At 67.1% G+C, this 12616-nt stretch carries 11 protein-coding genes; 7 read left to right on the top strand and 4 right to left on the bottom strand.

Annotated features, from left to right (window positions below; translation table 11 throughout):
- Positions 1 to 30: 30 nt before the first annotated feature.
- Genes ACZK0Z_RS00740 through ACZK0Z_RS00750 form a run of 3 tightly spaced genes read left to right on the top strand, consistent with a single transcriptional unit; the run spans position 31 to position 3768 of the window.
- Positions 31 to 1020 (top strand): YheT family hydrolase, encoded by a 990-nt coding sequence (locus tag ACZK0Z_RS00740; protein ID WP_049429877.1) that lies wholly within the window; start codon positions 31 to 33, stop codon positions 1018 to 1020.
- 56 nt (positions 1021 to 1076) lie between these two features.
- A complete protein-coding gene (locus tag ACZK0Z_RS00745) occupies positions 1077 to 3146 on the top strand; it encodes a tetratricopeptide repeat protein (RefSeq protein WP_049429863.1) in 2070 nt (689 codons plus the stop codon).
- A gap of 10 nt (positions 3147 to 3156) precedes the next feature.
- The gene (locus ACZK0Z_RS00750) at positions 3157 to 3768 is read left to right on the top strand and encodes a YbhB/YbcL family Raf kinase inhibitor-like protein (RefSeq protein WP_049429862.1); all 612 of its coding nucleotides are present in this window, start codon (positions 3157 to 3159) and stop codon (positions 3766 to 3768) included.
- Between the two features lie 43 nt (positions 3769 to 3811).
- Here ACZK0Z_RS00750 and ACZK0Z_RS00755 read toward each other — a convergent pair whose 3' ends face one another.
- From ACZK0Z_RS00755 to ACZK0Z_RS00770, 4 genes are all read right to left on the bottom strand, one after another.
- Complete coding sequence (locus ACZK0Z_RS00755; RefSeq protein ID WP_197632190.1) at positions 3812 to 4345, bottom strand: NAD(P)H-dependent oxidoreductase; 534 nt, start codon at positions 4343 to 4345, stop codon at positions 3812 to 3814.
- Between the two features lie 55 nt (positions 4346 to 4400).
- Positions 4401 to 4868: an META domain-containing protein gene (locus ACZK0Z_RS00760; protein ID WP_197632189.1), complete on the bottom strand. Its 468-nt coding sequence runs from the start codon at positions 4866 to 4868 to the stop codon at positions 4401 to 4403.
- 151 nt (positions 4869 to 5019) lie between these two features.
- A complete protein-coding gene (locus tag ACZK0Z_RS00765; protein ID WP_197632188.1) occupies positions 5020 to 5847 on the bottom strand; it encodes an META domain-containing protein in 828 nt (275 codons plus the stop codon).
- 73 nt (positions 5848 to 5920) lie between these two features.
- Positions 5921 to 6715 carry an undecaprenyl-diphosphate phosphatase gene (locus ACZK0Z_RS00770; RefSeq protein WP_049429858.1) on the bottom strand — a complete coding sequence of 265 codons (795 nt, stop codon included), beginning with the start codon at positions 6713 to 6715 and terminating at the stop codon, positions 5921 to 5923.
- A 223-nt stretch (positions 6716 to 6938) separates the two neighbouring features.
- Between ACZK0Z_RS00770 and glnA the strand changes: the two genes are divergently transcribed.
- The 4 genes from glnA to ACZK0Z_RS00790 all read left to right on the top strand — a co-directional run bounded on the left by glnA (position 6939) and on the right by ACZK0Z_RS00790 (position 12517).
- Positions 6939 to 8348, top strand: a complete 1410-nt coding sequence (gene glnA, locus ACZK0Z_RS00775; protein WP_010487206.1) for a type I glutamate--ammonia ligase — start codon at positions 6939 to 6941, stop codon at positions 8346 to 8348.
- 349 nt (positions 8349 to 8697) lie between these two features.
- Positions 8698 to 9036 (top strand): P-II family nitrogen regulator, encoded by a 339-nt coding sequence (locus tag ACZK0Z_RS00780; RefSeq protein ID WP_004134334.1) that lies wholly within the window; start codon positions 8698 to 8700, stop codon positions 9034 to 9036.
- Positions 9037 to 9057: 21 nt separating this feature from the next.
- Entirely contained in the window at positions 9058 to 10488 is a 1431-nt protein-coding gene (locus ACZK0Z_RS00785) for an ammonium transporter (RefSeq protein WP_197632187.1), read from the top strand.
- A gap of 304 nt (positions 10489 to 10792) precedes the next feature.
- The gene (locus ACZK0Z_RS00790) at positions 10793 to 12517 is read left to right on the top strand and encodes a ShlB/FhaC/HecB family hemolysin secretion/activation protein (RefSeq protein ID WP_049429856.1); all 1725 of its coding nucleotides are present in this window, start codon (positions 10793 to 10795) and stop codon (positions 12515 to 12517) included.
- Positions 12518 to 12616 lie beyond the last annotated feature (99 nt).

Genomic DNA, 12616 nt, shown 5'->3' on the forward strand with positions numbered 1-12616 from the left:
CCACCTGTCCTGGACGCCGGCACGCCGACGCTGCATGCGGCTGACTACCAGCCACCGCGCTGGCTGCGCAATCCCCACCTGCAGTCGATGCTCAGCTCCAGCCGCATGCGCCTGCAGCGCGGCCTGCTGCTGCTGGCCGCCACCGGTGCGGTCAGCGAGGAGCTGATCCTGGATGGCGGCGATGGCGTTCGCCTGCAGGGCTGGCACAGCCATGTCGAAGGCCGCGAGCCCAAGGGCATCGCGCTGCTGCTGCATGGCTGGGAAGGCAGTGCCGAATCCAGCTACATGCGCATGGCGGCCGCGCGCATGCTGGAGCAGGGCTTCGACGTGGTGCGGCTGAACTTCCGCGACCACGGCAACACCCATCACCTCAACCCCGGCATCTTCCACTCCAACCTGATCGATGAAGTGGTGCATGCCGCGGGTGACGTCGCCCAGCGCTGGCCGCAGCTGCCGCTGGTGGCCGCCGGCTACTCGCTGGGCGGCAACTTCGTGCTGCGCCTGGCCCTGCGCGCACCGGCCGCCGGCGTGCCGCTGCAGCGCGTGGCCTCGGTGTGCCCGGTGCTGGACCCGGCGCTGACCATGGAAAGCATCGAGAACGGCCCGGCGATGTACGACTGGTACTTCCGCCGCAAGTGGGCCGGTTCGCTGCGCCGCAAGCGTGACCTGTTCCCCGAGCTGAGCGACTGCGACGACCGCGTGCTGAAGCTGGACATCCGCGCGCTGACCGCCTGGCTGGTCGAGCGCCACACCAGCTTCGGCTCGCTGCAGGCCTATTTCGATGGCTACTCTATTGCCGGTGACCGCCTGTCCACCCTGCAGGTGCCGGCCGACATCCTGATGGCACAGGATGACCCGGTGATCCCATATGCCACCTTCAACAACTGGCAGCTGCCACGCCAGGCGCACCTGGAAACCGCCTGCTGGGGCGGCCACTGCGGGTTCATCGAGAACTGGCGCGGCGACGGCTTCTCCGAACGCTGGGTCGCCCAGCGCCTGCAGCGGGTCCTGCGGGCCTGAACCGGCGGCAGCGCGCAGCCCGCTACAATGCGGGTTTGCACTTGAACCGGACTGCCATGCAAGACCAGATCATCCAAGCGTTGCGCCAGAACCAGGCCGACCAGGCCGTGCAGCTGGCCCAGGCGTGGACCCTTGACGAACCCGGCCAGGCCAACGCCCACCGCTGGCTGGCGCTTGCGCTGCAGCAGCAGGGCAACGCCGAGGAGGCGATGGAGGCCCTGCAGAAGGCGCTGCGGCTGGCCCCGGACGACGCCCAGCTGCACCTGCAGCATGCCGGCCTGCTGCTGGCACTGCGCCAGTTCGAGGGTGCCGACGAAGCACTGGTGCGCACCACCGGCCTCGATCCGAACTCGTTCTCCGCCTATCTGATGCAGGCGCACCTGGCGATCGGCCGCAATGACTTCGACGAAGCGCAGCGCATCTCGACCCTGGCCGCGCGCGTGGAGCCGGACCACCCGGAACTGCTGACCATCGACGGCATGGTTGCACTGCGCCGCGGTGATGCGGACCGCGCACTGGCGCTGCTGTCGGCGGCCAGCAAGGCGCTGCCGGACGATACCCGCGTGCTGTACGCGCTGGGCTTTGCTTACCTCGGCAAGGACATGCTGGCGTTCGCCGAGCAGTCGTTCCGCCGCGTGCTGGAACTCAATCCGTCGCTGTCCTCGCTGCATGGCCTGGTGGTGCAGCTGGCACTGCGCCAGGGCAACGTGCCGGCCGCCGCCGAGGCCATGCAGGTGGCCCTGCAGCAGCCGGAGATGGACGTACCGTCGATGCGCCGCCTGGCGGGTGAGCTGTCGCTGCGCAATGGCCAGCCGCTGCAGGCCCTGGACTACCTGCTGCCGCTGCTGGAGACGCAGCCGGAAGACCGCCAGGTGCTGCAGCTGCTGCTGATGTCCTGGCAGCGCCTGGGCCGCGAGGACGAAGCGCGCGCACGCCTGGATGCGGTGCTGGACAGCAACGACCAGCTGCACGACGTGTGGCTGGCGCGACTGGCCATCGAGCAGGTGGGCAGCGAAAGCGCCGTGACCGCGGTCGAGCGCTGGATGGCGGCCATGCCCGCGCACCTGCCGGCCCTGGAGGCGCGCCTGCGCCTGCATGACATGGTCGGCGAACATGCTCAGGCTGAAGCGATCGCCGAACGCATCGTCAGCCTGGAACCGGGCCGCGTCAGCGGCGAGACCCGCCTGGTCGAAGGCCTGCTGCAGCGCGATCCCGCCGCCGCCGTGGCCCGCGTGCAGGCGCTGATCGAGCTGGCGCCGGAAGACCATCGCGCCGACCTGCGGACGTGGATGGGCGAGATCCAGGACCGCGCCGGGCAGCCGCAGGACGCGCTGCGCACGTGGCTGTCGCTGCAGGCCGACCAGGCACCGCAGCGCTTGCCACTGCCGCCACAGGCCAAGTCCCCGCCGAGCTGGCCGGACAAGGGCAGCATCGACGGCGATGCCAGCTCCGCGCCGATCTTCCTCTGGGGCGCGCCGGGTTCGGGCGTTGAGCGCGTGGCAACCGGCCTGGCCGCTGCCAGCCCGGTGCTGCGCAGCGACCGCTACACCAACACGCCGCCCGATGATGCGTTCCAGAACTACAACACGCTGCAGGACCTGGCCTCGGGCGTGCTGACGCCGGAGCGGCTGGTGCAGCGCTGGCGTGAACAGCTGCCGGCACGTGGCCTGCAGAGCGACACCGTGATCGACTGGCTGCTGTGGTGGGACAACGCCCTGCTGTGGGCGCTGCGCCCGCAGCTGCCGCAGGGCCGCCTGGTGCTGGTGCTGCGCGACCCGCGCGACATGCTGCTGGACTGGGTGGCCTACGGTGCCGCCGCGCCGCTGGCGATGACGTCGTTGGCCGAAGCCAGTGAATGGCTGACCCGCGCGCTGAACCAGATCGCCACGCTGCATGAGGATGACCTGTACCCGCACGTGCTGCTGCGCATCGACCAGATCGGCAACGATCCGCAGGCGATGGCCGAACTGCTGGGTCGCCTGTTCGAGCGGCCGATGCCGCCGGCGGCACAGCTGGGCGCCCCGCGCCTGCCTGCCGGCCACTGGCGCAACTACCGCGACGTGATGAGCGCCGCCTTCGCCCAGCTCACGCCGGTTGCGGTGCGCCTGGGCTACCCGGAAGAGTGAGGAGAGTCCGATGCAGCTGACCAGCCACAGCCTGACCAACGGCGCACCGATCGATCGTGAGTTCGCCGCGGGCGACGCCAACGGTTTCGCCCCCGACCGCAACCCGCACCTGGCCTGGAGCGGGGTGCCAGCCGGCACCCGTTCGTTCCTGCTGGTATGCGTGGACCCGGACGTGCCGACCGTGCCGGAGACGGTTGGCCGCAATGACATGACGGTGCCGCGCGACCAGCCGCGCTGCGACTTCGTGCACTGGGTGATGGCCGATATCCCGGCCACGGTGCAGGAGATCGCCGCTGGCAGCTGCAGCGACGGCTTCGTGGTGAAGGGCAAGCCCGCTCCCGCCGGCCCGGCCGGCAGCCGCCAGGGCCTGAACGACTTCACCGGCTGGTTCGCGGGCAACCCGGACATGGCCGGTGACTACCTGGGCTATGACGGCCCGTATCCGCCGTTCAACGACGAGCGCATGCACCGCTACTTCTTCCGGGTATTCGCGCTGGACGTGGCGTCGCTGGACCTGCCGCAGCGCTTCACCGCCGCCGACGCGTACCGCGCCATGCACGGCCACGTGCTGGCCGAAGCCGCACTGCATGGCACCTACACGTTGAACCCGGCGCTGGGCTGAGCAGCACACAGGGTAGAGCCGAGCCGATGCTCGGCTGCTTCTGCTACACGATTGACCGGCAGTAATCGGCAAACCGCGCCAGGAACGTATCAGCGTCGGCGCGGTGCACCTTCGACTGCAGTACGTCAATCACCTGCTCGGGCTCCAGGCCAAGCACCGGTACACGCAGGAACAGCGTTGTGCTGAACGCGGCACTGACCGTGGACAGCACCGCGCGCAGTGCCTGCAGCATGTCCTCGCCACGATGGGACGCGTGCACCAACGCAATGGGCCGACCGACGATCTGGTCGCCGGATACCAGCCAGTCAATCGCATTCTTGAGCCCGCCGGGAATGCCGCGCACGTATTCCGGGCTGCATACCAGCACGCCATCGCTGTGCGCGATGGCCGCCTTGAAGCAGGTCACGCTGCCAGGTTCGTCGGCGCCTTCCAGATCCGGGGAGAACACCGGCAGTTCGCCGATGCCAGTGTAGACCTCAATCTCCATTCCGGGCGGTGCGATGGCCTTCAGCGCCATCAGCAGAGCGGTGTTGGTCGACCGCCGGCGTACGCTTCCGGAGAGGGCAAGAATCTTCATCGCGGAACGTTAGCATGCAGGATCCGCGGGATTTCAGCCGGGCGCGGGCTCGGCTCTACCTTCCATTCGTTGGCAGCGGTGCCGGTTCGAACACCGCGGTGTCGCCCTGCGCGTTGCGCAGTACCAGCGCGCCGCGGTCATCCAGCTCAAGCGTCGGTGCCGGGCTCCGGCTGCTCATCAGCGTTCCAGCACGTTCCTGCTGCACGACGATGTCACCACGCATGCATCCGGCCACTGTCTGGATGCCGTTCTCCAGGATCAGTGCGTTGCCCTGCATCCGGTACTGGCTGCTGACGTTGTTGCACAGGTTCAACTCGCTCAGGTAACCGTGCCCGAAGTGCAGCGTATAGGGCGCGCGACCGCGGACGAACAACGCGCCGATGCGCCTGCCCTTTGCATCTGTGGCGCGGGTGAGCTGCCATGTGTGGGCTTCGAGCTGGGCGGTGGTGGGCGTGCTGGCAGCGGAGGCATCGACGCACACGGCCAGCAGTGCAGCGGCCAGGAGGACGGGGACGTGCTTCATGCCGATCTCCCAGATGCATGTGGGTAGTGCCGGCCGCTGGCCGGCAACGTCCGTGTGCTGCCGGCGCCAGGCGTGGCAGCCGGCCAGCGGCCGGCGCTACAACCTGCAACGCAATGAAGAAGGGCGGCCTTTCGGCCGCCCTTCCATCGTTTTATTTCTTCTCGATGGCCGACTCGACCACCATGTCCAGCACGTACGCCTGCGACGGCGCATCGGCCGGCGGGTTCTTCACCTCGTAGCGCTTCACGCGCACCACGTTGCGCACGCCGTCTTCGTGGGTGTAGCCCTCGATGTTGCCGTAGAAGTTCTCGAACTTGCCTGGCTCGCCCTGCTTCAGGCCCTTGTCGTCGAACTTCACTTCACGCACCTGCAGGCACTGGTAGTCCGGGATCAGCGGGTGCGAGCACTTTTCGGTCTTCGCAGCCACTTCCAGGAACACGGTTTCGCCGGCGCCGCCATAGCGGGTTTCAGCGGTCGGTTCCGGGTTGAAGACCAGCACGTCGCCCTTGGCAGTGGTCAGGGTCAGCTTGCCATCGGCATCCTGCGTGGCCTTCAGCTCGCCCTGCAGGCGGCTCGACACGGCCTCGTCCAGCGCCATCAGCGCCTTGTCGGTGCAGGCCATCATGGTGGACGCCATCGCGCCCACGGTCAGCTTGCCGTCGGCCAGGGTGTAGCTGCCGCCCATGTGGTTGCAGGCGTTGCTGACCGACAGGCGGCCGTCGGCGAAGTCCAGGGTGACCGGCTTGTCTTCACGGGCGAACAGCGCGTCGATGCGCTTGCCGTCGGCACCGGTGGCCTGCTGCAGCAGCCAGTGCTGGCTCTGCAGGCGCTGCGCGTCCAGGTGCGCCAGCGTCTGCTGGTCTGCTGCCTTGGCCGCGGCCGGGGCCACGTCGTCGCCGCCGTTGCCGGCCGGGGCCGGGGTCTGGCTGCAGGCGGCCATCAGGGCCAGCGGGAGGAGCAGGGTGAGCTTGCGGTTCATGGTGATTCTCCTTGGGGAACCGTGGGGGAAACGGGGTGGGGCCGGCAACGGGGTTACCGTGCCCCGGCGCTGTTCAGCTGCCGGAAGGCAACCACAGCAGCAGCGCCGCGCCCAGCGCGATGCGGTAGATGGCGAAGGCGGTGAACTTGTGCGACTTGATGTAGCCCATCAGCCACTTCACTACGACGAAGCCGGTGACGGCCGCGGCAAGGAAGGCCACGCCCACCTCGGTCCAGTTCTCGCTGCCCAGCTGCCCGGCCCTGGCCATCTCCAGGAAGGTGTAGGCGCTGGCGGCGAACATGGTGGGGATGCCGACCAGGAACACGAACTCGGCGGCGGCGGCACGGCGGCTCAGGCCCAGCAGCATGGCCAGGAAGATCGCCGAGGCCGAGCGCGAGGTGCCCGGGAACACACCGGCCACCACCTGCGCCAGGCCCACGCCGATCGCTACCGTCCAGGTCACCTGATCGCGGTCGGGCAGGCGCGCGGTGTAGGCCTCCACCAGCAGCATCCAGACGCCACCGATGATCAGTGCCCAGGCCACCGGGCTGACCGTTTCCGGCAGCGACCAGCCGGCCTTGCGCACGACCAGGCCGACCACCGCGGTGACCAGGAAGGCGGCCCCCAGCTTGAACACGTACTCGCGGTTCTCGCGCTGGTTGAAGCCGGTGGCCAGCTGCAGCAGGCGCTGGCGGAACACCAGCACCACGGCCACGATCGCGCCGGCCTGGATGACGATGTTGAAGAAGTCCGAGCGGGCCCCCAGCCAGTGCTGGGCGATGAGCAGATGGCCGGTGCTGGAGATCGGCAGGAATTCGGTCAAGCCTTCGAGGATGCCCAGCAGCAGGGCGGAGAGCAGGTCGGACATGGACGGTGCGTGCACGCGCGGCGGAAGGAAGAAGGTCGAGAGGATAGACGATCCCTGCTGCACCAAACGGGTGCGTCTGGTGACCGGCGCACCCGTTTGGTGCGCCCCGCTCTGCACCCGCACGGGGCGGTCTTTTTGAAATCAATGACTTGCGGCATCTGAAAAGTTGGCACGGTCATTGCTGTACCTCAGCAGGCATTCATCCCCATCCGAGGTCGTACCGATGTCCGTGGAAAACGTTGAGAAGCTGATCAAGGACAACCAGATCGAGTTCGTCGATCTGCGCTTTGTCGACATGCGTGGTGTCGAGCAGCACGTGACCTTCCCGGTCAGCATCATCGAGCCGTCGCTGTTCGAAGAAGGCAAGATGTTCGACGGCAGCTCGATCGCCGGCTGGAAGGGCATCAACGAGTCGGACATGGTGCTGCTGCCGGATACCGCCAGCGCCTACGTCGACCCGTTCTACGCCGATCCGACCATCGTGATCAGCTGCGACATCCTGGACCCGGCCACCATGCAGCCGTATGGCCGTTGCCCGCGCGGCATCGCCAAGCGCGCCGAGGCCTACCTGAAGTCCTCCGGCATCGCCGAAACCGCGTTCTTCGGCCCGGAACCGGAATTCTTCATCTTCGATTCGGTCCGTTTTGCCAATGAAATGGGCAACACCTTCTTCAAGGTCGATTCCGAAGAAGCCGCCTGGAACAGCGGCGCCAAGTACGACGGCGCCAACAGCGGCTACCGTCCGGGCGTGAAGGGCGGTTACTTCCCGGTTCCGCCGACCGACACCCTGCACGACCTGCGCGCCGAGATGTGCAAGACTCTGGAACAGGTCGGCATCGAAGTGGAAGTGCAGCACCACGAAGTGGCCACCGCCGGCCAGTGCGAGATCGGCACCAAGTTCAGCACCCTGGTGCAGAAGGCCGACGAACTGTTGCGCATGAAGTACGTCATCAAGAACGTCGCGCACCGCAATGGCAAGACCGTCACCTTCATGCCCAAGCCGATCGTCGGCGACAACGGCAGCGGCATGCACGTGCACCAGTCGCTGTCCAAGGGCGGCACCAACCTGTTCTCCGGTGACGGCTACGGCGGCCTGAGCCAGCTGGCGCTGTGGTACATCGGCGGCATCTTCAAGCACGCCAAGGCCATCAATGCCTTCGCCAACTCGGGCACCAACAGCTACAAGCGCCTGGTGCCGGGCTTCGAAGCGCCGGTGATGCTGGCCTACTCGGCCCGCAACCGCTCGGCCTCGTGCCGCATTCCGTGGGTGTCCAACCCGAAGGCACGCCGCATCGAAATGCGCTTCCCGGACCCGATCCAGTCCGGCTACCTGACCTTCACCGCGCTGATGATGGCCGGCCTGGACGGCATCAAGAACCAGATCGACCCGGGCGCACCGAGCGACAAGGACCTGTACGACCTGCCGCCGGAAGAAGAGAAGCTGATCCCGCAGGTCTGCTCCTCGCTGGACCAGGCGCTGGAAGCGCTGGACAAGGACCGCGAGTTCCTGAAGGCCGGTGGCGTGATGAGCGACGACTTCATCGACGGCTACATCGCGCTGAAGATGCAGGAAGTGACCAAGTTCCGCGCTGCCACCCACCCGCTGGAATACCAGCTGTACTACGCCAGCTGACCGGATGCGATGGCGGTGGGCTTCCCCCTCCCACCCGCCGCCATCGCTTCCGTTTTCGCGGCTGGGGAGCCGCAAGGCGGGCGCAGGCCCGCCGTTGTAGAGCGGACGGTGGTAGAGCGGACTGTTAGTCCGCTGAACTTCAATCCGCTTATCCAGGGGCAAGAGAGAGACCGGATACGCGACCAGGGCCGCCCTCCCTCCCGCGTCGGTCGTGCAAGGAGAGAGGCACGGCCGTCCCGGCCCTGTACGTGTCCGGTGCAACAGCCACGGCCATCACCCTGATGGCCGCTGGTTGCCTGATGCCAACGCGCGCTGGCGCGCTGGCCCCATCCACCATCGGGACATGCGCATGAAACTGATCTCCGCCATCATCCGGCCGTTCAAGCTCGACGAGGTCCGCGAGGCCCTGTCCGACGCAGGCGTGTCGGGCATCACCGTGACCGAAGTGAAAGGCTTCGGCCGCCAGAAGGGCCACACCGAGCTGTATCGCGGCGCCGAGTACGTCGTCGATTTCCTGCCCAAGATCAAGATCGAAACCGTGGTCACCGACGAACGTGCCGATGCGGTGATCGAAGCGATCCAGTCGTCGGCAGGCACCGGCAAGATCGGTGACGGCAAGATCTTCGTCACCGCCGTCGAACAGGTCATCCGCATCCGCACCGGCGAAATCGGTGCCGACGCGCTGTAACCCCCTTCCGGAGACTCCCCCATGAAGATGCGCTTTCTCACCGGGTGGCAAGCCCGGTTCCATGTCGTGTGGCTGTTGATGCTGCTCAGCGCGTTCGCCGTCGGTGCGTGGCCGGGCAGCGCCCATGCCCAGGCACAGGTGTCGCCGCTGCCGAGCGAAACCGTTGCGGTCGAACCGCTGCAGGACCCTGCAGCTGCAGCCGCTGCGCCGGCCGTGGCCGAAGCGGCCGCTGCCTATGATCGTGGCGACGTGGCCTGGATGCTCACCTCCACCCTGCTGGTACTGATGATGGTGGTGCCGGGCCTGGCCCTGTTCTACGGCGGCCTGGTGCGTTCGAAGAACGTGCTTTCGGTGCTCAGCCAGATCCTGGTGGTGTTCTCGCTGGTGCTGCTGCTATGGGTGGCCTATGGCTACAGCGCGGTGTTCAGCGCCGGCAATCCGTTCTTCGGCTCGTTCACCGAATTCGCCTTCCTCAAGGGCTTCACCCCCGAGTCGGTGGGCAACACGCCGATCAAGGGACTGCCGGACTATCTGTTCGTCGCCTTCCAGTCGACCTTCGCCGGCATCACCACCGCACTGATCGTCGGTGCCTTCGCCGAGCGCATCAAGTTCCGCGCGGTGCTGCTGTTCTCGGCGCTGTGGTTCACCCTCAGCTACATCCCGATGGCCCACATCGTCTGGGGTGGTGGCTACCTGGGTGAGATGGGCGCGATCGATTTCGCGGGCGGCACCGTGGTCCACATCAACGCCGGTGTGGCCGGTCTGGTCGCTGCCTGGTTTGTCGGCAAGCGCCTGGGCTACGGCCAGACCGCGCTGAAGCCGCACAACGTGCCGTTCACCTACATCGGCGCGATGCTGCTGTGGGTGGGCTGGTTCGGCTTCAACGCAGGCTCGGCGGCAGCGGCCGATACCGTGGCCTCGCTGGCCTTCCTCAATACCGTACTGGCCACGGCAGCGGCCGTGCTCGGCTGGACGCTGGTGGAAGCGATCAGCAAGGGCAAGCCGTCGGCACTGGGCGCCGCCTCGGGCGCGGTGGCCGGCCTGGTCGGCATCACCCCGGCCTGCGGCACCGTCGGCCCGCTTGGCGCGATCATCATCGGCTTTGTCGCCGGCGTGGTCTGCGTCTGGGGGGTGACCGGTCTCAAGCGCCTGCTGAAAGTGGACGACACCGCCGACGTGTTCGGTGTGCACGGTGTCGGCGGCATCGTCGGCGCGATTCTCACCGGTGTGTTCAGTGCACAGTCGCTGGGTGGCACCAAGGCCGATCTGGATATCGGCCATCAGGTCTGGGTGCAAGTGGTCAGCGTGGGCCTGACCGTGGTGTGGTCGGCGGTGGTGACCACGCTGATCCTGCTGGTGGTGCGCAGCGTGGTCGGCCTGCGCGTGACCGAGGAAGCCGAGCGCACCGGTCTGGACGTCACCTCGCACGGCGAATCGGCCTACGAGGCCTGACCGGTTTCACGGTTTCAAGGGCGTCCCGCCACTGCTGCGCTGCACGCAGTGGCGGGCGTCAGGTACAGGTTTTCCTTGTGCCACCGGCATCAGTCGACGCAATGACGGAGCTCTGCTGGTTCCAGTGTAGATCCAGGGCTCTGCCCGCTGGCGGAATACCCTCCGTCGGACATCACACTTTGCCTTGAAGGCTTGCGCCAGCGTGGTTCGCTGGTGCTTTTTCCTGCCACACGATTCCCTTACAGTGCTGCCTCTTCCAGCCGCATCTTCGTCGGTCTGGCAGTCATCAGCAGGGAAAAGCATCGTGGAACAGGGACGTAAAGTACGCAGCCGGGTGTTGCAGTGGCGGTTGTCCGTGGGCGTGGCATTGGCCATCACTGGCCTCCAGGCGCCGGCATGGGCACAGACGGTGTCACCGGAGCAGGAACTGCTCCGGCAGCAGGAGCGCGAGCGCGTGCTGCGTGAACAGCAGGAATCCACACCGGATGTGCGCCTGCAGCCAGCCACCGAAGACCTCGGCCGCCTGCCGGTTGATGAGTCGCCCTGTTTCACCATCACCACCATCGCGCTGCAGGGCGAGCTTGCCGACCGCTTCCGCTGGGCGCTGGCGGCAGCCGATCCCCGCAGCAATCCCGCCACCGGGCGCTGCCTGGGTACGGCGGGCGTGGACATCGTGATGAAGCGCGTGCAGAACGCGATCATCGAGCGCGGCTACGTCACCACCCGCATCCTTGCCGCACCACAGGACCTGAAGACCGGCGTGCTGATGCTCACGGTCGTGCCAGGGCGGGTCAACGCCATCCGCTTCGCGGACGGAGAAGGCCGTACCCCCACCCTCTGGAATGCGATGCCGGTGACGCGTGGCGAGGTGCTGAACCTGCGTGACATCGAGCAGGCGCTGGAGAACCTGCAGCGCGTGCCGACCGCCTCGGTGGACATACAGATCGCGCCACCGGCCGATGGCGCGGCCGCCAAACCCGGCGAAAGCGACCTGGTGATCAGCTGGAAGCAGGCGCGTCCGGTACGCGTCAACCTGACCCTGGACGATGCCGGCAGCCAGAGCACGGGCAAGATGCAGGCCGGTGCCACGGTGTCGGTGGACAACCCTGCGGGCCTGAGCGATCTGTTCTACGTCAACGTGGGCAGATCGCTGTTCAACGGCAGCGAACGTGGCACCGACAGTTGGGCGGCGCACTACAGCGTACCGCTGGGCGGTTGGCTGCTGGGTGCCAACGCCAGCAAGTACGACTATGAGCAGACCGTTGCCGGTGCGTTCGAGAACTACGTCTACAGCGGCTCCAGCCGCAATGCGGAACTGCGGCTGACCCGCATGCTGTTCCGCAACGCGCATGCCAAGACCAGCATGTACGCGCGTGGCTGGTACCGCGAATCGGACAACTTCATCAACGATACCGAGATCGAAGTGCAGCGCCGGCGTATGGCCGGCTGGGAGCTGGGCCTGGGCCACCGTCACTTCATCGGCAAGGCGACACTGGATGTGAACCTGGCGTACCGCAAGGGTACCGGTGCCTTCAACGCGTTGCGTGCGCCGGAAGAGGCGTTTGGCGAAGGCACGGCGCATGGCCGCATCTATACCGCGGACGCGCAGCTGGTCCTGCCGCTGCAGTGGGGCAAGCAGAGCCTGCGCTACATCGGCAGCTGGCGTGCGCAGTGGAACCGCTCGCCATTGGTGCCGCAGGACCGGTTCTCCATTGGTGGCCGCTACACCGTGCGTGGCTTTGATGGCGAAATGTCGCTGACCGGTGAGCGTGGCTGGTTGCTGCGCAATGAAGTGGGCGTGCCCCTGGGCGGCGGCGTGGAGGCCTACGTCGCCGTTGATCACGGGCGTGTCGCCGGCCCGTCCACGGCCCGACTGCTGGGCGACCGGCTCACCGGTACGGCCCTCGGGCTTCGCGGTGGCACCCGCCACATCAACTGGGATGCGTTCGTCGGCAGCCCGCTGTCCAAGCCGCGTGGCTTCCAGACCGCATACACCACCTTCGGAATGAACCTGGGCGTCTCGTTCTGACGCCTGCACATGACCGGCCTGCGCAGTCCCCTGCGCGGCCAACACGATGCGGTACCGCGCAGCCTGCTGCGCATACAACCCAACAGCACCGAAAGGAAT

The sequence above is a fragment of the Stenotrophomonas sp. 116085_Sma genome, from assembly GCF_056479585.1.

Bases quoted from the DNA above. Each gene is read 5' to 3' on its own strand.
- ACZK0Z_RS00750 (WP_049429862.1), top strand. From the start codon at position 3,157: ATGCAGCTGACCAGCCACAGCCTGACCAACGGCGCACCGATCGATCGT.
- ACZK0Z_RS00755 (WP_197632190.1), bottom strand. From the start codon at position 4,345: ATGAAGATTCTTGCCCTCTCCGGAAGCGTACGCCGGCGGTCGACCAAC.
- ACZK0Z_RS00765 (WP_197632188.1), bottom strand. From the start codon at position 5,847: ATGAACCGCAAGCTCACCCTGCTCCTCCCGCTGGCCCTGATGGCCGCC.
- ACZK0Z_RS00780 (WP_004134334.1), top strand. From the start codon at position 8,698: ATGAAACTGATCTCCGCCATCATCCGGCCGTTCAAGCTCGACGAGGTC.
- ACZK0Z_RS00760 (WP_197632189.1), bottom strand. From the start codon at position 4,868: ATGAAGCACGTCCCCGTCCTCCTGGCCGCTGCACTGCTGGCCGTGTGC.
- glnA (WP_010487206.1), top strand. From the start codon at position 6,939: ATGTCCGTGGAAAACGTTGAGAAGCTGATCAAGGACAACCAGATCGAG.
- ACZK0Z_RS00770 (WP_049429858.1), bottom strand. From the start codon at position 6,715: ATGTCCGACCTGCTCTCCGCCCTGCTGCTGGGCATCCTCGAAGGCTTG.
- ACZK0Z_RS00745 (WP_049429863.1), top strand. From the start codon at position 1,077: ATGCAAGACCAGATCATCCAAGCGTTGCGCCAGAACCAGGCCGACCAG.
- ACZK0Z_RS00785 (WP_197632187.1), top strand. From the start codon at position 9,058: ATGAAGATGCGCTTTCTCACCGGGTGGCAAGCCCGGTTCCATGTCGTG.